Source organism: Parabacteroides sp. APC149_11_2_Y6, from assembly GCF_054506995.1.
Map to the genome: position 1 here is coordinate 2,609,082 of NZ_CP173709.1, position 22,288 is coordinate 2,631,369.

The window sequence follows — 22,288 nt, forward strand, 5'->3', positions numbered from 1 at the left end:
AAGCCGACGGAAGTACAGATTTCCATCGGCTTTTTTCATATGTCCGTGAGCGTTGTCGTCACACTTCCTGCAAGAGTGTTTGCAGCTCCTCCTGCGTGGGAAGATAGGTCATGTACTGGGCGGCGAAGACCTGCTTTTCATCTTCGGGCAGCGTATAACGGACGACCGCGTCGTTTTTCTCCGCGCAGAGGACGATACCCACCGGAGGGTTATCCCCGGGATTCATCAACTCACGGGTGTAGTAATTGACATACATCTGCATCTGCCCCAAATCCTGATGGGTCAGCTCCCCGGATTTAAGGTCTATTAAAACGAAACAACGGGCCAGGTAATTGTAAAAGACCAGGTCGATGTAGAAATGCTTGTCATCGAAGGAGATACGCTTCTGTCGCGCGACGAAGGCGAAGCCTTTCCCGAGTTCGAGCATCAAGCGCTGCAAGCGGCTGATGAGCAGTTGCTCCAGATCGGTTTCCAGAAAATGCTCTCCCTGCGGGATACCGAGAAACTCCAGGATATACGGGTCGCGGATGATCTCTTTGGGTTCGACACGTCCGGGTTCGGTACGGGAAATCTCCTCTTTCACAGCTTTCTTGTCTCGGCTGGCCAGCAGGCGGTCATAGAAAAGCGTGTTGATTTGGCGGTCGAGCTGCCGGACACTCCAGTTTTCCTTGACGCACTCGTGCAGGTAAAAATCACGGGCGGCATCGCCCGACACCTTGAGAAGCGTGCGGCAATGCGACCAGCTCAATTTATCACACAGCGTGTGATATTTCGGGTAGCACTGGTAAAACTGCCTCATGTACCGCAGGTTGGTGGCCGTGAACCCGTTTCCGAACTCCGCCACGAGCCGCCTGGAAAGGGTGTTGATGACAGCCTTGCCATATCCGGCACGGTCGGTTCCCTGCTGCTCGTACTCCACTATGTATTTCCCTACCTGCCAGTAAGCCCTCACGAGGGTCGAATTGACATGATGTATCACCTTCGCGCGCGCTTCCTGCAAGATATGGCGCACATTATGCAGCAGCTCTTCCTCCCCTTTGTCGGCAGGATATATTTTATCAGTTTCTTTCATTGCTTCATTATTATATAGGCTTCATTCAGCAAACATACTGATTTTACGGCAAATATCGAGCGGTTGTACCGCCTTGTCGTGCCTTATTCCATGTATCTCCGCGTTTTTCCATGACGCCGGACTCTCGGGACAGGGCCTAACCGGAACCGGCAGGACGATCCTTTTTCAGCTTGCGGAAATTACTGAAGTTACGCTCGATGAACCGCAGGACGTCCGATTCCCGGTAGAAGGTCTTGTGATAGATCATCTCGTAAGGCAGCTCTCCCGAGGTGCGGTAACGCTGGAGTGTGCGCTTGCTGATATTGAGCATACGGCACAGGTCGTAATTGTCCAGAAGACGCTCCCCGTCAGGCAGGATGGAAAGCGGTTGCTCCACGTCCCCCGCGCACAGCTTCTCGATACGTTCCAGCCGTTCCGAGAGCCGCTGCATCCATCCGTCGAAATATTCCTTGTCCAGAAACATGGCCTACTCCTTTGGTTGGTTCTTGCGCCGCACGGAACGCTCCTTCAGCACACGGCGGATTTCCGTGAGGGAATAATACAGCTTCCGGTTGATGGCCGAATAGGTGATCACGTGATCCGAGCGGAGGCGTTGAAGGGTACGCCCGCTGATACCCAGGTAACGGCAGACCTGCTCGCCGTCCATCCATTCGTCGTTTATATACTCCTTATTCCATGCACGCCCCTTTTCAGGGAGAGAGGCGATTGCAGCCTCTATTTTCTCTATACGCCCGACAAGCTCGTTATAGGCTCGCGAACCGATCACTATGATTTTCATACTCCTTTGTTTTTTAGTCTGTTACAAAGGTCGGGCTTATATGGACAGCTTAAAACGAGGTCGGTACGACTTTTTTTTGATAATTTGCAGTGAACTGATTCTCAACGGTTCATGCGGTGAAGAAGGCAGTGTTTTTTACCGAAATCCGCGGCCCGTACTCGGTATTTTTATGGGCAGAAATGCGATAGAATACTGTGATTCAACGCTTAACGGTGTTCTAATCCGGACGGGGCTACAACGGAACACCCGTATCGGCTCCTTATACGGGTGCAAATACGGGCGTTCGGGAAAGTTCCTTTCGAGAGTTACGGGGGAAAACCGACCTCGGTTCTTTTGTTATATACAACGCTGATTATCAGTGTTTCTATAAGGAATAGAGTGCTTTACCGGTTCATATTCTACTCGGAATTGCCGTTTTTCTTGTTTCGCTTCCACGTCTGCATACGTTTAAGCAGGGCCTCTTTCGCCTTGTCAAGCCACGGTGTCGGGTTGTTTCGGATTTTCATATCGCAGAATGTCCTCGAAAGGTTCATGTCGAGGTGTACGTTGAAAGCGTTGGAAATGTAGCTGGCAAGTTGCGTGAGTGGCACATTGCCGAAACAGCCTTTACTGTCGAGCAGGTAAATAAGTTCCGTCAGATCCGTCTTCGAGTCCTGCCATGTCGGACGCACGTCAGACAATGGCAGAACCATGTTCCGGAGGTTCGTGCTCTCCAGTGATTCCAATTCGCCCATAAGATAAACCGACAACATATCGTTGGCCAGGATTTTCGCCACCTTGAAATCCGCGTTTGTCGAAAACTGCGGGTCGAGTTCATAGTAGAAGGTTTCCAGGTATTGCTCCGTGTCGGTCTGCCCGCGCAGGAAATAGAGGCTGTCCAGGTGTGTAGCGCCGCTGCGGAAATAGCGGATAAAGTCAAGGCGTTTCTGCGTGTACGCGTTGATGGCCCGAACATGGGCGTCCAGGTACTCCCGTTGTGCCTCGATACTTCCTACCGGACGGTTCATCTCGATATTGTAGAGCTTGCGGTAATAGATCAGACGGCAAAAAAGACGGGGTTTGATTTCTTTGAAGAACTTTATTTCCTCGTCATCGTTTTGAAAACGGTAGCCGATGATATATTGTTTCAAACGGTCGAACGCTTCTCCCAGGACACGTGACGCTTCAAGCGACTTTTTCAACACGTCGGTATCCCGCGATTCGATACGTTCGATACTCCGCAGGACTTCGCTGTTTAATTTTTCTATAAATGCAATCATAATCCGTCTTGTTACTTTCGCGTATAAAGTTAGCGAATCGAAAAACCGGCGGATTACGATTTTTATCTTTCTCTTCGTTTTTTTATCACGAGGCCGATTTTAATGTCAGATCCGGCCTTCCTGGCGGATGGAAGTGGGATTGCTCCCCATATTCCGCTTGCAAAAGTCCGTAAAGTGGGATTGGGCGGAGAAACCGCACATGTAGGCTATTTCCTGCAACGTGTAGTGTGTCGTCCGCAGCAACTCCCCGATACGTTCGATACGGCGCTGACGTAACCACGAGGAGGCCGAGCAGCCGAAAACCCGCTGGAAACGCCGGCGGAAGGTAATCGTGCTGGAATACCCGCAAACCCCGGCGAGTTCCGTGACGTTATCCGAGGCAAGATAATTCGATTTGACACGGGAGATGAACTCGTAATCGTCCCCCAGGTGCAACAGCTCCTCGAACTCCCCGACATCGGCGGGAGTGAGATGTTCATAAGAGGCGTCGAGCATTTTCAGCATGACAGCAGCGTTACATTCAACGGGCATACCCAATGTCTTACGGGCTTCACGCAGGTAATTCTTAAACCGCAGCCGCAGCGTGTCGTGATGCGGGTAGGAACACTGGAACAGAATGGTGCAGACCGTCCGCAGTTCATCGACACAACAGTAGCCGAAATACCACGTTACAAGACGCTCGACGTAATGGACGGCATGAAACTCCTCCGAAAGCATCAGAAGAAGCAGGAACGGGGTGAAATCCTGGTATTCCCCCGTTATGGGACGGGGTGCTTCGTCAAGCAAGGAGGCAATGTCCCGCATCAGAAGAGAATCTCCCGAGTACGCTTTTATTTGTTCGGAACTGCGGGCATAATCCCGGTAACGCGATATGACCGCCGACAAAGCATTGAACTTCACGGCGTGAACGCCTTCTATAAAGGAAGGGCGAAGACTGTTGTAAATGGATAAGTCGGTTTGCATAAGTCATTTCTATAAAACGGAGCCGCATCCCCTTGTTGCCAAAGCTCCGCAAGTCGTTACTTATGAACCGCTTGGAACACGGTACGAATCCTAATTACAAATATATCGCATCCGACAATCCGGAACAAATATCAGCAGGCAAAAATGAAAATAAACCTCGTTATTTTTGATTTTTACCTGCAATAATATTATATTTGCAAACAAATAAGAGTTGTTTGACAGCATGAGAAATATAGTGTATCAAAGCACTTTACCAATTTCTTATCCGTTGCCTATTCTCATGCGAGTTTCTTTTAATCTATTTGTAGTCAATTAAATACCTTCAGACTACATCAAATATATAAAAAAAAGAACGTCCGGAGCAGCGCTACTCTGGACGTTCAAACTAAACTAATAAGTATTTGAACGAGGTCTACTAGACTGGGGGATTTCCTGGGCAAAAAATCCAATACTATCACTGCCTAAAGCTTCTTGGATTTTTTCAAACTCACACTTACTACATGTAATATCAATAATATTAGAAGCAGATGTGGGGTTTATTCTTACACTATATCCCGTAATAATTTTTTTTGCTCTTGCGACATGACCGCCCGGAGGATCCGGAAAATCTGGAGATACATTTATTCTATAATTTGGCATATATTATATCAATAAGTCCTACTCTTTTTAAAATTCGGATTTTCGGGTTCTCCGTTGTAAGCTTACAACACAAAGATAGAATAGGGCTCCAGAGGTGGGGAATTTATTATCTGGATGGTACTATATTTCTTGTGGATGACTTAATCGGTAGTACGGAATGCAAAAACCCCGAACCTATAAAGGAACGGGGCTGTCAAATGAATACGCACTATTGTTAATCAAACGAAATTCACATGACTTAATTCATTTCCGAAATTCTGCAGAGCATTCTGTATCTTTTCTATTGTTTTCTTGCTTGGGCGCCGATGTCCTGTAACGTAATGACTTAATTGTCCTTGCGCTACCCCCGTAATACGCTCAAGCCCGGCGAGAGAGAGCTTATCGCTATAATAGGCAAGAAACGATGATACATCATAGCTAAACTCAAAGTCTATATCAGGAAATTCTTTACCTTCTTCAAGAAAGAACTCTTTCATTTCATTCTTGGCTAATAGAAAATCATCCATAGCCTCCTGCGCTGTCTTACCTTCGCCAATCAGTCCAAAAGGTAAATTATTCTCATCCGGCATATAGGCACTATACCCACCCGCGCTACGTTCTATAAAAACTCTTACTTTCATAACTGTATATCTCTTTTTTAAGGGAGGGGATTAAAAATTAATCCCCGAATCCCTCTTGATTGATTTTAATGTTCCTGTTGCTACTTCTTGCGTTCCATGATTGCTCGTCGTGAAGAATTTTCCGGTAATGGGACTGTACCATAAAGGATGTCCAGCCCTTTGTTTCTTCGTCTTTACGCATCCGCCATTGGCGAGTAGCTTTTCTAATTCTTTATACTTCATATTTCTTTCGCTTGATTAACAACACAAAGATAATGGTATTAATTTTAATATCAAACAAAAACAAGCGATAAATGATATTAGATTTAATATCATTAACAAAAAGCCGCCCCACCTTCACAGACCGAGCGGCTTACTAACCTAAAAAACTAATACCATGAAAACACTATTTCTTTCGCTTTATCGATCACAACACCAATAGAACTATTGTTTCTACACAATCTTAAAAAGTAAAACGTATAAAGAGTCCTCCTCTACAAACATAAAATGGCAACCACCCCTACAGGTCGCTGCCATTTAACACTGATTGTAAGAATACGGAAATACCCGGACTTCACAGCCGGGGCACTTCCATTTTATTTGATAATGTGATATCGCTAAAGTTTCGGTTAACTTTTATCTACAAACTATATATCTAAATTGAAATACCAGAATTTTATATAAATTCTTCCCAATACAATAGATATTCTTTATTTAGAACTTTTGTCCTGATTCAGTTTCCCAAGAAGATTCTTCCCCGGCCGGAACTTGATACTCATTTTTGATGGTATCATACATTTCTCCCCGGTCTTAGGATTGTGTCCTTTCCGCTCTGTCCGTTTATATAGATAATAGGAGCCGAAACCTTGCATAATCAAGCGGTCGTCTTCCTTGAACACATTAGCAAGTTCCTCGTTAAACGCATTGAGGAAACAGGAAATCGTATGGGGAGGAAGAGACATACGCTTTGACATCCGTTTTATGAATTCTGTTTTGTTCATATAGATTTTTACTATTAAATCTCCACCTTCCTATAATAGTAAGAAAGGTGGAGTATATTAAATCAACTGGTCGGCAATCGAAGAACAACCTTAGTTAATTCGCCGACCTTTTTTATTCTTGGACACAACGTACCGCGAATCCGTTGCCACGGCTGCTCGTGTTCGTGCCCAGCGTGGCACTTTTGAAGGTTATGTTATAGATGTAGATTTTGCCTGCCGGAATCGACGATGACCAGTAGAAGCCGGTGCCACCCTGACCGCTGGAAGTGGAATTGTAGGAACGGGCGCCCCCAGTAGGCAAAATGAGCTTCTGTTCACCTTCCTCATCTGCACCGAGGATAGACATTAATTTCTTGGTATCATCCCATTCTTTAGTTACAGCAGTATTTCCAGCACCGATAGCCTTCCACTCAGAGAATGTCGGAACACGCCAACCTTCAGGACAAGGATCGGTCTCCGTTTTAACAGGATTTGCCTCAGTGCCAATATTCCATAACTTATTATACCAAGCATCGGCTTTCATATCCGCTCCTTCTGGATTGTCTTTCCCTGATTCAAATAGCAGCCAATTACTTTGGAGATTAGGATCCGAAGTACTAGTTACAATAAACTTACCATCCCACCAATCCATACTGCTTAAATAACCTTCACCTGTAGGGAAAACATTTCCTGTATAATTCTCACTATCTAATGTCTCCTGTTTGTTGGTTGCCGTCACACCTGATTTACGTCCCCACTGGAATAACTGACCGCAAGACTCTGTGACATCAGTATCTGCTGTATTTGTTACTGATTCCGGCATTTTAGTCGCACCCACATTTATTGGAGCCCAAAAGACTGTTTTACCATCAGTCGTCTTCATCATTACAGGTTTGTACTCTGTATTATAATAGTTCGGACGGCTCTTGATAGTTATTACTTCTGCATCTTCAGGATTGCTGATATCGCTAATGCTCACATAAATATCCAAGGGTACATTCAGAGTCTGAACAGGAATCTTGACTTCCACGCCCATTTTATTATCTACAGCAGCACCCGCTACCAGGATTTCATTCAGTTTATCTTTGCCACCAATGGATTTAGCATGTTTGTCGTATGCTGCTACCACACTGTTGGGGGTTATGGTATTTACACCTAATACGTCAAATGAAATAGTACCACTCTTTTTTGCTTCCGTAATGTCCAATGTTTTAGTTTCAGGATACCATATAACGCCGGTTCCTGCCAATGCTGATGTATTGAAGTTCTCCAAAGCAATTTCAGACTTCATCCATTTCACATAAAGGGTTATATCACTGGTTACAGGTGCATTAAAATCGTAAACTGTAACTTTTTCCGGATCGGAATACCACCCCCTGAATTTAAAGCCTAATTTTTGTGGATTGGCAGGCATTGTCAATTTCTCATTGGCTTTAACAGAGGCAGGTTCCATTGAATCACCTCCATCCGTATCGAATGTTACGGTATATACAGCATCACCGGGATTAGACCAACGGGCGTATAAGGTTATATCTTCATTTACAACGTCTGTTGAAAATTCCCATGCGCTTGTATAAGCAGCATCTTTATACCAACCTAAGAAACTACAATCTTCCTTGGTCGGGTCAGTCGGTTTTACCAGCTTTTCGCCCTTATTGACGGTCAAGGGAGCTACCTCGCTTCCTCCCTGTGAATCGAATGTTACAGTACAAGCCTGAGCAGCTTCAACCCATTTCGCATACAGCGTTACATTACTCATTACCGTTTCTTTGTCAAAATCCCAAGCCGTTGTACATCCGGCTTCCTTGAACCAACCGGAGAATATGTAATTCTCTTTTGTCGGGTCCTGAGGTTTCGTTACTTTCTGTCCTTCCACAACCTTCAAGGCATCAATATTACTTCCTCCCTGTGTGTTGAATGTTACAATGTACTCTGAGATGACCAGGTCATCCTTTTTACAGCCTACGACGATTACCATCATAAGCAACATCAATGAAATTAATTTTCTCATGATTTTAATAACTTAGTTTGTTAATTAAGAATATAAAGTATACATAATACAATCGCATTTTTAATTATTCATTGTATAGGTACATGAATAACACTTCTTCAATCAGGATACAACACAGCTTTTACATATAGTATAAAAAAACACATACGTAGTATAGAGTTTGCTATTTAATATCCCTTACTCCATTTAGTTTGTTACTATAATATTTATAAATTCCCTTTAGTTAATACAAGTTATTAAAACGACTTAGTCCTATCAGAACTTTTATTAAACAAAACTATTATCATTGATTATCAATATAAATAGATATGTAAATAGAATTAAATATTTGATATTACAGTATAAATAAACTTCTTATACATATCATAATACTGGTTAATACGAAATATTGAACACAAAATAGATGGTAAATAAAACTATTAAATTGTTTGTATTTAAAAAATATCATATATCTTTGCAGCATGAATTAACAAGTAGGAGATTAGTTCTGATAGAACTATGGAAAAATCATCTTGAATTATACTTCCTTTTTAATATTAAATATTTTGATTTTCAAAAGTAATAGATAAAATATATTTGCTTCCTTTGAATGGATTATTTATTTAAAAATCTCATATATGCATTGCTTTTCATAAGACAGGAAAGATTGTTTGTGTAAAAAAGCCGCTTGACCTTCACCAGGACAGAGCGGCTTACTAACCTATAAACTAATACCATGAAAATACTATTTCTTTCTCTGTGCGTACCAAGTCAGTAAGGCTGATATAACGCCTCCTATTATCAGAAACCACCACACCCACACCGGAACCGAGCGGTTATCCTTCTTCACATTCTCTTTTACCTTTTCTTCTGCCTGATTGGATAAATTCTGTTTCTTAACCTGTAACCCCTCAGAACCAGAGACAGACTGTTTATCTGACTGTTCAGATTCTTGACTGTTCAACTCTATTTCTGTTGTTTTGACAGGGTATTGTTTACCGGAACCATCCGGCCGAGAAAACTCTGTTACTATAATATATGCCTGCAGGTTCTTATTTGACAATAGCCGCTGGGCGCTCATAGAACTATCTTTCCGGCAAATACAATCAGATAGGTTTATGTCAGTAGATACGTGCCTCTCTATATCTGTAGAACGCTTAGAAGTGCCACAGGAACAGAGAAGGCAAAGTGTTAGGGGTAATAACAGCTTCATTAGTACCTCCCTTTTAAGTATTGCCTTCTATTAGAACCTGATAGCTTCAAAGACAAATGAACAAATGAACTATACTGAATACACTGGTCAAAGTCTAGACCGGAACGCCTGAGACATTCAACCAACTCAGCCGGATGCTCACATGCGACATCGGCAGCCTCGCCTTTTGTATATTGGCTTGTGGGTACTCCACCAACGGCTTTATTCAATTCCGAGCACCGATAGCCTGAGTTGATGCGCATCGGCTTGTTATATAATTCCCGGAGCGGTTGTAGTAACTTCGTTACAAGGTTCTCTATCGCTTTAACTTCATTGATACCCGGATTATTTGCTATACCTTTTAGCTTTGCAGTACTGCTCTCTGTAAACTCTTTCAATTCAAAATTTTCACTGATTTTCATTTCACTTCCTCCCTACTTGTTTAAGTTATGATAAAACTCTAATCGTATGTTTGCATAGGCAGATTCAACATTTGTATATGCCCTGCCATTATTCTCCCCTGCCTCATTATAGATTTCAAACTCAATGACAGATGCTACCTGTTCTATCCAAGCTGTATTGGTATATGCGGACAGTTTCCGTCCCCTATACGTGAAGCAATCGAACTTACTGTTGCGGTCTTCATGTAGATTTGTGAGCAATGTCCTTATCTTAACCCCTGTGCTCTGTTTGTCAGCGATATGGTTTTCGGTTCGAACCTTCTTGATTATCCGGCATACCTTTTCAACAGATAAGTCAAATGCCATGTTGGAAATAGTTTTAACTCGCATCTGAGTTTCAGGGATAAGACCTTCCGAAATGTCATTTAACCGGTCATTCTGTGTTCTCGTTTCATCAAGTAACTGTTTCATCGTGTCCTTTTGCGCTACAAGCATATCGTTTATCATCTTCATAAACCACCGGAAGCAGGCAATCATCATCAGGGCTGATAACACAAGAAAAAAGCCTGCCGTTATTGCCATCATTCCAAACTCACTTATGCCCTTGCCTGTTTCAAGAGCCGCATGTATTGTATTCATATCTGCCATTTCATTTAATATATAAGTTTACTACAATTGTCTATATCAGTTTAAACCATGCGTATCGCTTGCGCTTTGTTAAATACTCAACATCCTCCTGATTGGAATAAGCCTCCCTCTCAAAACTGATATTTGAATAGGCATCTTTATACATGAAAAGCTTAATTACCCATTCTAAAAAGTAGAATATGTAAAACCCTATGTACAATAATTTGCGTATCTGGATTGTATGAATAGCCTCATGTACCCTTTGCTCCTCTGATAAGGAAGAACCTTTCCGAGCAAATACTACCCCGAAGATGTTTATCGCTTTGAATCCAGGAAAGGGAATGATGTTGTTGTATATCACTTTCATGATTGTCTCAATATTAAAATTCTCCTAATTCGTGTTTTAACGCAAGCCAATAAGTTTTGCCATTGTAATCCTTATATCCAATAAGGTCACCTGAGGTTCCTCCGATGTCAAAAGAGAAGGAAGTTGTTGACGAAAAGTAATCTCCATTAGGCAATATCAACACATTACTATTCTCTGCGACAAATTTAGTAGGCATAGGCATTTTAGTGACCAGCGGAGCAGCCCAACGAACAACGCGTGAAAATCCATCTTCTATTTCTGGAAGGATATAATCTCCAGCTCCTAATATCAGTGCCCCATCATTTATTGTTCCATTATCGGGTATTGTTTTTAAATACTGAACAGTTGCGCATATTTCTCCTGAAAAGTCACCAGTACCACCTTTTATATGCTTAACATAGAGACTGTCCACGTCTATTAAATGTGTTTTTATCTTATCTCCATTTATTATTGTACCATCCAAATCAGCCAAGGAAACTTTATCATTTCCAGCCAAATCTCCAATATCCTTTACTGTATCATCAGAAGATATAAATTTGATACGTCCTGATATGATGCCGTTTACCAAATCAAAATAAGTTTTTCCGTCTGTCGAAACTATCTTATCTGTTGTAATACGTCCTGGCAATATCTCCGTGGACCCATAAAGGGATACATAACTTCTTTCACCGTCGTATTCACTATTCAATGCACCAACAAGGAAATGGTAATAGCCGGCTTCTCCTTCGAGTGCTATGGCTTTATCACTTACCTGGAATGTTCCGGTTTCGTTATCCTTGCTACATTTTGCATACAGGTAATACTTCTTTTCCACATCAACGAGAGGCGGTGAAGCATAGGAACCCATACTCCAAAACTTATATTTATGCACAGGTGAAATATCTTTAATACCTAATGTCATGTGTTGCAATATTCCTGCCGGAACAGACAGTATCTTTGAATCTTTATTGTATGTAACATTCAGATTCACTACTGTAAGGTTCGTCTTTGAGTTTACGAACCGGAACTGTAAACTCTCATCACCGACAAGCATCTGCATTGTAGCAACGGCAATAGGATTGATTGACTCTGAGAAGTTTGTAAGCAAAGCATCAGCCAACATGGTCATCGTTTCCTGAGCATCACGGAACCTACGTTTTGTGTATTGGATAGACTGCTTATGCTTGTCTGCATCTGTAACTTCGTTGGCGTCAATTTTGCCTAAGTCGGAAGAGACTAAACCGGACACCGGAGTGTTAGACAACTCCAATTCAGGGCTATACGGCTTATTGATATAGTCTTTTACACCTGTTATACGGATATTGATACCTTCAGGTTGAAATTGCTCATCGCTGAATAAAACATAGCCTCCAGGAACCAGCTTACCACCAATTTCAAGCCAGTTCTTTTTTGCATGAATACCATCCAAATCACCTTTAAACGTAAAAGGGTTATCCTCATTTTCATACATGTATTGAGCAGCTTCGCGGAACATATCCCAGCTTGCACCAGACTTGGTCACATTATCACAAACATATGCTTCCGGCAGAGATATATTGAATACTGCATATTTATCGCCTACAGACGGGCAAAGGTGTTCATTCGGCAAGTTCATGCCGTCTTCCTGCATGGAGACAAGTTTGAATGTCCGCGTTGCATGGTCATAGCCGGTCAAATCATCTTTTGACTGCATGATGTCGAACTCACGTCCTGCCAGCTTGCCGCTTTGGAAGATAATTGTTGCTGTATTACCATCAAGGCGGCAATCGCGGAAATTAAGGGCATCCGGTATCGTCGTATCGATGATATTATAGAAGGTGACGGGTTTACCTTCTGAATCCGTGCTCGCTTCTGTTTCAACTCCAGTCACTTCACCAACTCTGCTTGGATAAATATTTGATGCGTCGTAACTGTCCTCGTTAAAAGTCACAAGGTCCTTATCCGCACGGGTGATATACATACCATCCGGGTCCGTCTTGTAACGTCTACCTTGATATTCCAACTCCTGTCCTTTAGGTAAAAGTAAGGTTGGGCTATTGTATTTAGTCCTATCAATGTTACGTTCACCGCCTTGGACATATAATAAAGTCACTGGAGACTTATCACCCTGATTGGTCCTGCCGACACCGGATTTAAAGCCCTTCCCACGGCCGTAACTGAGCGGTATCGGACTGTCTTTAAACTTCTCAACTTTGCAGAAATGGACAGTCTTTCCTTCAAATTCAAACTCTGTATTGAACTCATCACAAAAACGATTAAGGACAGACATACAATCCTCATGAGAGAAAGACAACAGTTTTTCTGTAGCTTCGATACAGGTCCCAAGTTTCCAGCCCGAATCGTGCAAATTCAAGTTGTCAATCAGTAACTGCATGAAGGTTTTAGGGGTTGCAGTCAATGAGAATTTTAACTTGTGAGGCTTCTCAGAAAGTAGCTTGTATTTTGTTCTGTACAGTAACTCCCACCATCCCCAAAATTCGACAGAGTATTCTATATTCCGGCTGTAGTGCTTTGTTAAGTTCTCCGGCTTAGCAAGGATATAACGCTGTCCCTGATAGTCAATATAGGCACCTAAAGGTATTTCTACATGTTCAGTCAGGGAGAAATAAAGATAAACCTTATCCCCCTGTTTAATTGCACGATACCGGTAGCTGCTATCGTCTACCTGTATGTCGAGTATTTGTTTACCTGTTTTATCGTAGATTATCATTTGAGTTCAATTTATCTGTTATGCAAATCTTGTTCCTTCCAATGAGCCACCTCTTGAAACTTCATTTTTGCATCTTGCACGTTCGGATTGAGAAATATCCTTGATACTATTTGCAGTAGCTCCTGTTGTTAGGAGCTCAGATATATTTGTGCCACCTGTCCCTGTTGTGGTTATAGTTTCAATCCTACCCGGAACACAATGCAAGCACATTGGAGTTGTAGGAGAATATATTCTACTGCACTTTGGACATTCCCAACCTTGATTGATTAATTTTTCCATTTCAAAGTTTAATTAAGAATTAAAATAACTAATAAAATCAGGCACAGCTGGATATAAATTTTCTATAGGTATTGTAATGTCTATATATTGAGATGGTAGATCCAGCCAGCTTTGACGGAATGTGTCTCTCTGTTCTTTTTGCTCGGCAGATTCATTTATGTCCCCTCGCAATACTGCTTTATCATATAAATCAAGTGCCTTTAAATATATTTTACGAATATTTCTTGCTTTCGTCTTTTCGGAATCGTAAGAAATAATATTTTCATGAATCAGTTGTTCCCTTGTTTTTTCTACAACCTTGTTTCCCTTTATTACTTGGGTTAACGGGTCAAAAAGAATTATTTTACCATCTATGAAAGCTTCTCCCGGTGCGAGTTCTATCAACCCGTTTTGATATTGTTCCTCACGTGTAGCCTCCCGAACGTATTCTACATCATCCGTTTTTACATAAGTAATATAATGAGGTAAGTCTTCCCCTATAAACTCGATAGCTTTATTATCAAACATCTTTTGATAATCTTCAATTCGTTGTTCACAAGCTGCAAAAACAAGGGAAACTCCTTTTTTTGCGTGTTCTCTATCCAAATAAATGTACTTTTCCATATATATTTTAATTAATTATGATTGTCTTTCCCACATATGAACTTTAATATAAGAAGGCAATATGCTAAATGCATTTCCTGAACCAGTATTGGAGCATGAACTGGAAGCAGAATGAGAGTGATCTCCTCCACTATTAACTGTCACGGCTGATGTATTTGTATAAGGAGCTGCACTACCAGTATTAGAACCATCATTAGCACTACTCATTCCCACCGAAGCCATATTTGTTCCTTGTCTCATTGCATAATTCTCACTCCAGTCACTCGTAAGAGCTTGTGCAGCAACATAACTAGCAGAACCTAAATTATGAGAAGTTCCTGCAGAAGTAGCATTAGATGAAAATATATGATGATAATGGGGATATACTGTATGACTATGTGATACAGTTGAGTGAGAGTGTGCATTAGTACTATGAGAGTGATTACCTCCAGAAGATATAGATGTTGATACACTGTGATTATGAGCTGGCAAATTCGCAGTAGACAAAGCCACTTCCGTTGCTCCTCCAGTACCACCAGAAGCCTCGCTTCCAGATGTTCCAAATAAAAATCTACCTTCTAATTTTTTCCATGTTGTTCCAGGCCAAGCCGTAGCTGGATTTGCAGAACTTTTAGTAATAAATATATCACCAACGCTATAAGGACAAAGAGCGCTACTCTCATTAGCCCAAACAGCAGTACCATCTGCTGACCATTTAAGAATTTGACCGGATTTTCCTCCAGCTGGGATGTGTTTATTCCCAGGAGTTACAGGATGCGTATAAACCGTATCCTGAGCAGGAATGCCTAAACCTGTGATATCAGCTTTTACCACTTTGATTGCAGATGCAACATGCCCTTGATTGTTTGTTGTAATTTTATACAGCCCAGAGGCGTATGCTGTTGCAGAAGGATGTGTATAATTATTCGCATTTGCAGCTATTCCAGACAGCTTCGTTTTTTCTGCTGTCGTATAGTCATTCGTAGAAAGTCCTTTACCTGAAACTTTATCTACTTTTTTATCTAAAGCAGCAGAAATACCATCTGCAGCTTTATTGGCTTTATCCGCTGCGTCATTTGCATTCTTTGTTGCAGCTTCGGCATTTTGCTTTATAGTTGCAAACTCTGTAACACGGGTAGTTTCTGCACCCACCCTTTCCGTCTCGGCTGTTACGCGAGTCTTTTCTGCATTCACACGCCCCGTTTCTGCCATAACCCTACCCTTTTCTGCATTTACACGGGAAGATTCTGCCGTAACTCGTTTACCTTCTTCTGTTACTCGTATAGACTCTGCATTTACCCTTTCTGTTTCTGCTGTTACACGTTTTTTCTCGGCTTCAACACGCCCCGTTTCTGCCGTTTTGCGAGCATTCTCCTGACTAACGCGGGTGTTTTCTGCTGACACTCGATTATTCTCGGCAGTCACACGGGAACTTTCAGCAGTCACGCGTTTTCCTTCCGCAGTAACGCGAGCAGACTCAGCATTCACACGTCCTGTCTCAGAAGCAACCCGTTTACCCTCTTCCGTTACGCGACTCTTTTCGGCTTCAACACGTCCTGTTTCTGCCGTTTTGCGGGCATTCTCCTGACTAACGCGGGTGTTTTCTGCTGACACTCGATTATTCTCAGCAGTCACACGGGAACTTTCAGCAGTCACGCGTTTTCCTTCCTCAGTAACGCGAGCAGACTCAGCATTCACACGTCCTGTCTCGGCATTTTTTCTTGCAGTTTCGGCGGTACCTCTTGCTGTCTCTGCTGTTTGCCGAGATTGTTCAGACGCTTTGCGTTGGCCTTCGGCAGTTTCACGCTCTTCTTCATTTTCTTCAACTGTCGCTTCTAAACCCCGCAAGTCTTTTATTGCTTGCAACATATCAAGGTAAGTAGCATAGATATAGCCAAGCCCATACTTAACGCTTTTTTTTGCTCCGTTTAATATCCGGTAACCTATCGTAAAAAAGCCGGTCAAATCCTTAGCTTCTTCCAGTTCTGATATTTTTCTTCTTTTAATCGGCATATCTTTATTCCTTTAAGTCTATATAATATTCTCCGTCCTCTGTCACTATTAATTCATCGTCCTCTGTTGCAAGAAGGAAATCCTGTTCATTCACCCGGTAAACCGTAAATGCAAGGGTTAAATTAAATTCAACGATAAACCGACCGGTCAGGCTTGCGATATTAAAGCCAGAGCATTTCTTGTAGTAGCAGGGGTATTCTTCATAACTCCAATCGCAAAACAACACTCGTTCACCATGTTGAATAAGCGAATGAAAGAATGCGTCGTAACACTTCCAGAAACGTTCTATAGAATTAGCTATCATTACGCATTTGAGGGTTACATCCTTGCTTTGAAAGACTAAATGTTCAGCGTCGTACAAACGGCCGTCACTACCGGTAAACGTTTTTGCAAGATTTTGCTTTACGGTCGGTGACTTAAGTATCTCATCCAAGCCTTCTTCTACTACCACGCCATATTTATCAAGTGAAACACCGTCTATTTCATACATTGACTTTGGTATGAGGACGCCACATCCTGCCGGCTCGATGCTTGCCGGGCGAACAGGCAGGTCTTCAGAAAACTTCAACGTAAGTGATGTCAATGTATCCCAATCCTCATTCGTTGGATGTGAAAGTAGGCGGAACCGCCATTCCCGATTCAGTGAAGGAATGCGGAACGTGTGATATCCCGGTTCCGACAACTTATAAATGAAATCATAAGCGGACCGGAAGGGAACAGAAGAAACAAACGTTATCGATACCTCTTTGTATTTCAGAACAGGGTCTTCAAGGTCCACCTCTACACCGTCCTCTTCCGGCCAGTCGTTTTTCTCCGGATCGGATAGGTCTGGGAAAGACAGCAGGTCATTATACCCGCCCTCAGTAATCCATATCCCATACTGGACGTAAGCATCAATATCATCTATGTAAAGTCTTCCTTTCATAAAATCGCTACCGTATTGTCTTTTTCGATTTCTACTTCACAGTTACCGATGTTTACAAGCAGGATAACGGCATAATTACTCGCTTTTATCTTAGCTTTTGCACCGTGCATAAGAATCACCTTGTGAACCTTTGTATTGTCGTTTACTGTGATTACAGCATGAGTATTGCCTATAATTCCTATATTTCCGGGATTAGACTTTTCTATCTTTCCGGCATCAACATATACACCATGGGGCTTCACATGTTCAGCCATACCACGGAACATAAGAAGTGACGGGAAATTACGTTCTTGGCAAAATTCACGCCCCTGCGGAGAAAAGAACAACCATACAAGGCTTTTCCAATCCGTCACACCATTTGATTTATTGCAAGCACCTAATTGAAGTGCTGATTTCATTATATCGTTTACTGTTTCCATATATCTATCTTCTTAACATTACTCCACTATCTTTCATATCTTGTATCCCTCTCGCTGCATTGGACATATTAGCCTCTATCTTTTCTGAAGCGTCTGCAATCCTACTCGAAAGTTCTGCAATCCTATTTGTGTTATCCGATACTTTACCGGATAATTCCCGAATAACCCGTACATCTTCCCAACCTCTTACTTGTAACTCACGGATGAATGACATCTGTTCACGAATTCCTGTAACTTCTAATAGCGTTTTATCTAAAAATATAAGCTGACTGGACATTTTACCATCAATTGCATTTGCAGAATCCTGAGAAATAGATGCAATACCTTTTGTAGTCGCTTCGCGGGATGCAGAGTCTGGCTCATCTCCATTCAAATATTTATCTGCCCAGGAATATTTTGAATCCATATTAGATGTTGCCTGTTCAATCAACCGGTCCAGTTCGCTTTGCTCGTAGTCGGAAATAATACCATCCAACAGAGCAGATTCTATTTTATCCCGCAAGGCTTGTACTGTCGGTGCCAAGTCTGCTTTCATCATTTCAACGATAACACCCTTAATTATTTTCTTGACAGTGTCCTTCATCGATTTAGCGCGATCTTCACCCGCTCCCCAAGCATCAACATAAGCATTTGCAAAATCGTCGATAGCCGACTTGACATCAGCACCGAAGATGGCGTCTTGAGCTTTTGCTTTATTATCCTCAATCGTTTCGTTAATTTCGTCAAGTTGGTCCTGCCATTCTTTGATACGGTCATCATCGGTATGCTTCTTATCCTCTTCTTCAGCAATTTGTTGTTGAATTAGAAGTTTTTGTTGTTCCAGCATTTTATTTTGCTGGTCAATGAGATTAGAGGCGTCTGTAGAATAAGCATTTTCAACTGAGCGCCCTAACTTCTCGTATGATTTATCTAAAACTTCAATCTGATCTTGTAAACGTTGAATCCGTTTTTCATTTCTAGCATCATGAATCTTGGCAAAAGAGGATACCAGTGAAGTTACTGCACCTACAGCAGCACCAGCTGCCGCTCCTATAGGCCCAAACATTGCACCAGCTTTTGCTCCATCCATTGCAGAACTCATTGCATCCATCGCCACATTAAGACCTTCAGCAACGCCTTTTAAGGCAGGGCTATCGAATGAATCCCCCAACTTGGAGAACGCATCTGAAAGGAATTGACCAGACTGCATGATTTCATTCATACCAGCCTCTATCTCGGCTAATCCTTCTTTCAGCTTTATGGAATCATTATCAGCCGAAAACACTTTTTTGAGCCCATTAGAGACCTTATTAAAAGAAGTATCACACTGATCTGCCTCATTTCGAATGCCAACAATAGCGTTAGCAATAGCATCTAATTCCTCCGGAGAATCCTTCAAAGTTTTGAACGTTTCTTCAGATATCCCAAGCCTTACACCTGCAGTCGCATCCCATTGTCCGTTTTGTAGGAATTCAAGAGCTTTCTCTCCCTCATCGGCAATAGTTCGCATATCAGCTACCGTCTTGTGACTCATGTCATCAAACAAATGGCTGATAGCAGATGTGGTCTTGTTGGCTTCTATATCAAGGTCAGACAAGGCTCTGATCATATCTTTGTCTAAAGATTTTTTCTCGCCCTCAGTAGTAGCTTTTGCAATCAAATCTTTATATTTTCGGGTTATAGCAAGACGTTTATCTTGATATTCACCATATTTAATAAGGTACTCATCCATAGCCTTATTTTCAGCATCGCGTTGTTCATTATCAACGGCAGCCACTCCCTTCTCCTTCTTAACCCAAGCATTAGTCAAAGCCCCGCGTATCTCTTTAATCTGAACTCCTGTCAACTCGCCGTCTTGTGCGTCTTTCCATTCTTTTTCTTTTGTAAAAATGGCGGCAATTTCATTGTCATAATCAAATTCTATCTGGGCGATCTTCTTCTCTGAGCCTTCTGCCATAAGGTCGATCTCGGCTTGCTGATTCTGGCGACGAAGGTCTAACAATTGCTCATTGATGGCTTTCTGTTTTTCGATTTGCTTCTTACGTTCGTCCTCGGCTTTTTTGGCGGCATCCTTGTCCCTGCCTGTCAACGTTTCCAACGCTTTTTCGGCATTACTTAACTCTGAGATCTTGGCATTGATCGTCTCCTCAACTGTCTTTCCCTCATCTACCTTACCTTTGCCGTTACGAAGATCTTTGATCTGTTGGTTAAGGTCAGCTATTTTCTTGGTGGTATCGGCGATTTCCTGGGTTATGTTGGGGGAGATAGTAGTTTTTGTATTATTACCAGAATTATTATTCGAATTTTCCCCTTTTCCTATACCAAACTTATTACGCGCTTTTTCATCAAATTCATCTGTAACAGCTTGGGCATCCCTTATATTTCTTATATATGAATCCACACGAGAATCAGCAAGGATCGTTCCTTTATTTTGAACTTCATTAAGTGTAGATTTAATTTCATCGTCCAATTCTTTCCTTTCCAGAAGGGCATTTCTAATCTTGGTATAAACCCTTGCACCCTCTTCATCTCCAAGATCTTTATATAATCTATCCTGTATTTTCCCTAAATTCTTAGCCATCACCTCGTCAAGCGCAGCCCCTTGTTCTTGCTTAAACTTCTCATATTGACGAGCTCCAAATGATTGTTGAATGGATTCAGTCAAACTCTGATAAGTCGTATCCAAAAGCCCAACATTGTCGATCTCCTCTTTTAATCCAGCATTGTACTTTCCATATTTTGACACAATCTCATCCCGGACTTTATTATACTCATCAGAGCCTTTCACTGTAGCAGCTAATTCCCCTTTTAGCCTTGCTAATTCCCTTTGTTCAGACAATACGCTTTTTTCGGACTCCTCAACTGCATCATTGTAGCGTTTTTGAGCACCTGTAGCCTCATTTGTCTTTTTCGCATACATATAGACTGCGGCTCCCAAGCCTACAACAAGGGAAATTAGGGCTGGCCAAACCATCGCCTTTGAAGAAAGATTAAAGGCTTTTTGGGCGGCGATAGCGATATTAGCATTTCGCGCATATTGCAAAAAATCTTTAGCCTTTTTCTGAATTTTAGAAGCCTCCTGAACCGCATTTACGACTAGAACCGCAGCTCTATAGCTCCCATAAGCGGTTACCACTCCGCCAATTACAGGAATAAGACTATCCAAATTTTTAGTTATAGCAGCGGTAGCATTTATTCCTAATGACAGTTCAGAATTAAATGTCTCACCAAAAAGTCTAAATTGATTTACCAATTCATCTTGAATATTGGATAATCTCCCGGCAAACGTTGCCGCTATTTTCTCATTAGCACCGACTACACCTTCTAAATTTCCTAAAGAGAGAATATACTCACGAATAGCTGAAGCCGTGTTTTTTACTGTGGTTTGCTGTTCTTTAAAGGAAAATGTTACTTCATCTCCATTTTTAGATGTTTTAATACCAAATTCTTTTAGTCTCTCAAATTCTCCAGTTTGAGCATCGAGAATAGCCTCTGACAACTGATCAAAAGATTTACCCGTAGAACTCGCCAAATCCCCCAATTTGCGCATTTCTTCCGCTGTCGGTGTAAATCCTTGGTTAGCTAATTTTACGTATGAGTTTGTCAACTCGTCAACCTGAAAAGGGGTAGTTGCCCCAAAATCAGCCAACATATCCATAGCTTCTTTTGCCTTAGACGAACTTCCAAGAGTGTTTGTTAAAACGGCTTCCATCTTCTGAAAATCACCTGCAACACTCAAGACATTCGAAATAAAATCCTTGATAGCACCCGCACCAGCAACAGTTAAAATCATGTGCTTTAATGACCCTGTTATATCTTCGTTTGCAGATGTAACCTTTCCAGAGTTATTACCATATAAAGCATATTCATTCTTCAAATCCTGAACTGATAAACGCGCTCTGGCTTGCTCTTGAGTCAATTCAAACAAAGCCGCACGTTCTTCCTCTAACGATCGTTTTGCTGCATTATATTCAGAAAGCTTACTTGTCGCTGACATTGGCGCATTTTTCGCCGCATCCTTATAAGCATCTCCCAATCGCCTAACATCAACCTCAATCTCTTTTATCGTACCCTTTTGATTGATTATATCCTCCGTAAATTTATTGACTGCCTGTGAAGCATCAAAAATCCTCTTCTTGAAATTTTGATCAATCGTGTTGGCGGTATTGGCGGCTTCTTGCGCTAAAGCATAATACTCATTCTTTGCCGTATTTAATTGCCAAACTAGATTATCCAGCCCCTTCCTATCACCCACATTATTAAAAGAGGCAATTTTAGCTTTTAACATCTCTATTTCATCCGCTTTTTCTTTTAACTCACGTTTGAACCTTTCATACTGTTTGTTCCAATTCTCAAGCCCTAAATCAGTTTTCCCCAAACCTTTAACCTGTTTCTCTAATCTATCAATAGATTTATATAAATCATCAACAGGCTGTCGATTCGCAGTTACTTTAAATTCAAGTTTTGCCATATACCTTTTTATTTAATTCATCAAAATTACCTTCGCCATTGGTGATAGTCTTATTTTTCTTCCT

20 protein-coding genes are annotated in these 22,288 nt (G+C 41.8%); all 20 read right to left on the reverse strand.

Annotation, left to right across the window (positions count from 1 at the left end; all coding sequences use genetic code 11):
* Nucleotides 1-58: 58 nt before the first annotated feature.
* Nucleotides 59-1,072 carry a PDDEXK nuclease domain-containing protein gene (locus ACGE0T_RS10720; RefSeq protein ID WP_004295486.1) on the reverse strand — a complete coding sequence of 338 codons (1,014 nt, stop codon included), beginning with the start codon at nucleotides 1,070-1,072 and terminating at the stop codon, nucleotides 59-61.
* A gap of 136 nt (nucleotides 1,073-1,208) precedes the next feature.
* Nucleotides 1,209-1,535 (reverse strand): helix-turn-helix domain-containing protein, encoded by a 327-nt coding sequence (locus tag ACGE0T_RS10725; RefSeq protein WP_004295487.1) that lies wholly within the window; start codon nucleotides 1,533-1,535, stop codon nucleotides 1,209-1,211.
* 3 nt (nucleotides 1,536-1,538) lie between these two features.
* Nucleotides 1,539-1,850 carry a helix-turn-helix domain-containing protein gene (locus ACGE0T_RS10730; protein WP_004295488.1) on the reverse strand — a complete coding sequence of 104 codons (312 nt, stop codon included), beginning with the start codon at nucleotides 1,848-1,850 and terminating at the stop codon, nucleotides 1,539-1,541.
* Nucleotides 1,851-2,248: 398 nt separating this feature from the next.
* A complete protein-coding gene (locus tag ACGE0T_RS10735; protein WP_004303821.1) occupies nucleotides 2,249-3,109 on the reverse strand; it encodes an RteC domain-containing protein in 861 nt (286 codons plus the stop codon).
* Between the two features lie 105 nt (nucleotides 3,110-3,214).
* On the reverse strand, nucleotides 3,215-4,072 hold the full coding sequence (locus tag ACGE0T_RS10740) for a helix-turn-helix transcriptional regulator (RefSeq protein ID WP_005681366.1): 858 nt from the start codon (nucleotides 4,070-4,072) through the stop codon (nucleotides 3,215-3,217).
* A gap of 390 nt (nucleotides 4,073-4,462) precedes the next feature.
* Nucleotides 4,463-4,711 carry a hypothetical protein gene (locus tag ACGE0T_RS10745; protein ID WP_459186654.1) on the reverse strand — a complete coding sequence of 83 codons (249 nt, stop codon included), beginning with the start codon at nucleotides 4,709-4,711 and terminating at the stop codon, nucleotides 4,463-4,465.
* A gap of 218 nt (nucleotides 4,712-4,929) precedes the next feature.
* The gene (locus ACGE0T_RS10750; protein ID WP_459186655.1) at nucleotides 4,930-5,331 is read right to left on the reverse strand and encodes a type II toxin-antitoxin system HicB family antitoxin; all 402 of its coding nucleotides are present in this window, start codon (nucleotides 5,329-5,331) and stop codon (nucleotides 4,930-4,932) included.
* 30 nt (nucleotides 5,332-5,361) lie between these two features.
* Nucleotides 5,362-5,553 carry a type II toxin-antitoxin system HicA family toxin gene (locus ACGE0T_RS10755; protein ID WP_459186656.1) on the reverse strand — a complete coding sequence of 64 codons (192 nt, stop codon included), beginning with the start codon at nucleotides 5,551-5,553 and terminating at the stop codon, nucleotides 5,362-5,364.
* A gap of 467 nt (nucleotides 5,554-6,020) precedes the next feature.
* Nucleotides 6,021-6,311 carry an HU family DNA-binding protein gene (locus ACGE0T_RS10760; protein ID WP_459186657.1) on the reverse strand — a complete coding sequence of 97 codons (291 nt, stop codon included), beginning with the start codon at nucleotides 6,309-6,311 and terminating at the stop codon, nucleotides 6,021-6,023.
* A gap of 112 nt (nucleotides 6,312-6,423) precedes the next feature.
* On the reverse strand, nucleotides 6,424-8,301 hold the full coding sequence (locus ACGE0T_RS10765; protein WP_459186658.1) for an InlB B-repeat-containing protein: 1,878 nt from the start codon (nucleotides 8,299-8,301) through the stop codon (nucleotides 6,424-6,426).
* Nucleotides 8,302-9,025: 724 nt separating this feature from the next.
* Nucleotides 9,026-9,493 (reverse strand): hypothetical protein, encoded by a 468-nt coding sequence (locus ACGE0T_RS10770; protein ID WP_459186659.1) that lies wholly within the window; start codon nucleotides 9,491-9,493, stop codon nucleotides 9,026-9,028.
* Nucleotides 9,493-9,894 (reverse strand): D-Ala-D-Ala carboxypeptidase family metallohydrolase, encoded by a 402-nt coding sequence (locus ACGE0T_RS10775; protein ID WP_459186660.1) that lies wholly within the window; start codon nucleotides 9,892-9,894, stop codon nucleotides 9,493-9,495. Before ACGE0T_RS10775 ends, ACGE0T_RS10770 begins: the two co-directional genes overlap by 1 nt.
* Nucleotides 9,895-9,906: 12 nt before the next feature.
* On the reverse strand, nucleotides 9,907-10,512 hold the full coding sequence (locus ACGE0T_RS10780) for a hypothetical protein (protein ID WP_459186661.1): 606 nt from the start codon (nucleotides 10,510-10,512) through the stop codon (nucleotides 9,907-9,909).
* A gap of 368 nt (nucleotides 10,513-10,880) precedes the next feature.
* Nucleotides 10,881-13,556: a hypothetical protein gene (locus ACGE0T_RS10785; RefSeq protein ID WP_459186662.1), complete on the reverse strand. Its 2,676-nt coding sequence runs from the start codon at nucleotides 13,554-13,556 to the stop codon at nucleotides 10,881-10,883.
* A gap of 18 nt (nucleotides 13,557-13,574) precedes the next feature.
* Nucleotides 13,575-13,835, reverse strand: coding sequence for a hypothetical protein (locus ACGE0T_RS10790; RefSeq protein ID WP_459186663.1), 261 nt, complete (start codon nucleotides 13,833-13,835; stop codon nucleotides 13,575-13,577).
* Nucleotides 13,836-13,847: 12 nt separating this feature from the next.
* Nucleotides 13,848-14,438 (reverse strand): hypothetical protein, encoded by a 591-nt coding sequence (locus ACGE0T_RS10795; RefSeq protein WP_459186664.1) that lies wholly within the window; start codon nucleotides 14,436-14,438, stop codon nucleotides 13,848-13,850.
* Nucleotides 14,439-14,453: 15 nt separating this feature from the next.
* Nucleotides 14,454-16,430, reverse strand: coding sequence for a phage baseplate protein (locus ACGE0T_RS10800; RefSeq protein WP_459186665.1), 1,977 nt, complete (start codon nucleotides 16,428-16,430; stop codon nucleotides 14,454-14,456).
* A 4-nt stretch (nucleotides 16,431-16,434) separates the two neighbouring features.
* On the reverse strand, nucleotides 16,435-17,355 hold the full coding sequence (locus ACGE0T_RS10805) for a hypothetical protein (RefSeq protein WP_459186666.1): 921 nt from the start codon (nucleotides 17,353-17,355) through the stop codon (nucleotides 16,435-16,437).
* Complete coding sequence (locus tag ACGE0T_RS10810) at nucleotides 17,352-17,774, reverse strand: hypothetical protein (RefSeq protein WP_459186667.1); 423 nt, start codon at nucleotides 17,772-17,774, stop codon at nucleotides 17,352-17,354. Before ACGE0T_RS10810 ends, ACGE0T_RS10805 begins: the two co-directional genes overlap by 4 nt.
* 4 nt (nucleotides 17,775-17,778) lie before the next feature.
* Nucleotides 17,779-22,224, reverse strand: a complete 4,446-nt coding sequence (locus ACGE0T_RS10815; protein WP_459186668.1) for a phage tail tape measure protein — start codon at nucleotides 22,222-22,224, stop codon at nucleotides 17,779-17,781.
* Nucleotides 22,225-22,288: the final 64 nt, after the last annotated feature.

Coding starts and splice junctions, on each gene's coding strand:
- ACGE0T_RS10770 (WP_459186659.1), bottom strand. CDS start 9,493: ATGAAGCTGTTATTACCCCTAACACTTTGCCTTCTCTGTTCCTGTGGC.
- ACGE0T_RS10735 (WP_004303821.1), bottom strand. CDS start 3,109: ATGATTGCATTTATAGAAAAATTAAACAGCGAAGTCCTGCGGAGTATC.
- ACGE0T_RS10790 (WP_459186663.1), bottom strand. CDS start 13,835: ATGGAAAAATTAATCAATCAAGGTTGGGAATGTCCAAAGTGCAGTAGA.
- ACGE0T_RS10720 (WP_004295486.1), bottom strand. CDS start 1,072: ATGAAAGAAACTGATAAAATATATCCTGCCGACAAAGGGGAGGAAGAG.
- ACGE0T_RS10740 (WP_005681366.1), bottom strand. CDS start 4,072: ATGCAAACCGACTTATCCATTTACAACAGTCTTCGCCCTTCCTTTATA.
- ACGE0T_RS10795 (WP_459186664.1), bottom strand. CDS start 14,438: ATGGAAAAGTACATTTATTTGGATAGAGAACACGCAAAAAAAGGAGTT.
- ACGE0T_RS10750 (WP_459186655.1), bottom strand. CDS start 5,331: ATGAAAGTAAGAGTTTTTATAGAACGTAGCGCGGGTGGGTATAGTGCC.
- ACGE0T_RS10730 (WP_004295488.1), bottom strand. CDS start 1,850: ATGAAAATCATAGTGATCGGTTCGCGAGCCTATAACGAGCTTGTCGGG.
- ACGE0T_RS10765 (WP_459186658.1), bottom strand. CDS start 8,301: ATGAGAAAATTAATTTCATTGATGTTGCTTATGATGGTAATCGTCGTA.
- ACGE0T_RS10725 (WP_004295487.1), bottom strand. CDS start 1,535: ATGTTTCTGGACAAGGAATATTTCGACGGATGGATGCAGCGGCTCTCG.
- ACGE0T_RS10775 (WP_459186660.1), bottom strand. CDS start 9,894: ATGAAAATCAGTGAAAATTTTGAATTGAAAGAGTTTACAGAGAGCAGT.
- ACGE0T_RS10805 (WP_459186666.1), bottom strand. CDS start 17,355: ATGAAAGGAAGACTTTACATAGATGATATTGATGCTTACGTCCAGTAT.
- ACGE0T_RS10800 (WP_459186665.1), bottom strand. CDS start 16,430: ATGCCGATTAAAAGAAGAAAAATATCAGAACTGGAAGAAGCTAAGGAT.
- ACGE0T_RS10760 (WP_459186657.1), bottom strand. CDS start 6,311: ATGAACAAAACAGAATTCATAAAACGGATGTCAAAGCGTATGTCTCTT.
- ACGE0T_RS10815 (WP_459186668.1), bottom strand. CDS start 22,224: ATGGCAAAACTTGAATTTAAAGTAACTGCGAATCGACAGCCTGTTGAT.
- ACGE0T_RS10745 (WP_459186654.1), bottom strand. CDS start 4,711: ATGCCAAATTATAGAATAAATGTATCTCCAGATTTTCCGGATCCTCCG.
- ACGE0T_RS10755 (WP_459186656.1), bottom strand. CDS start 5,553: ATGAAGTATAAAGAATTAGAAAAGCTACTCGCCAATGGCGGATGCGTA.
- ACGE0T_RS10810 (WP_459186667.1), bottom strand. CDS start 17,774: ATGGAAACAGTAAACGATATAATGAAATCAGCACTTCAATTAGGTGCT.
- ACGE0T_RS10785 (WP_459186662.1), bottom strand. CDS start 13,556: ATGATAATCTACGATAAAACAGGTAAACAAATACTCGACATACAGGTA.
- ACGE0T_RS10780 (WP_459186661.1), bottom strand. CDS start 10,512: ATGAATACAATACATGCGGCTCTTGAAACAGGCAAGGGCATAAGTGAG.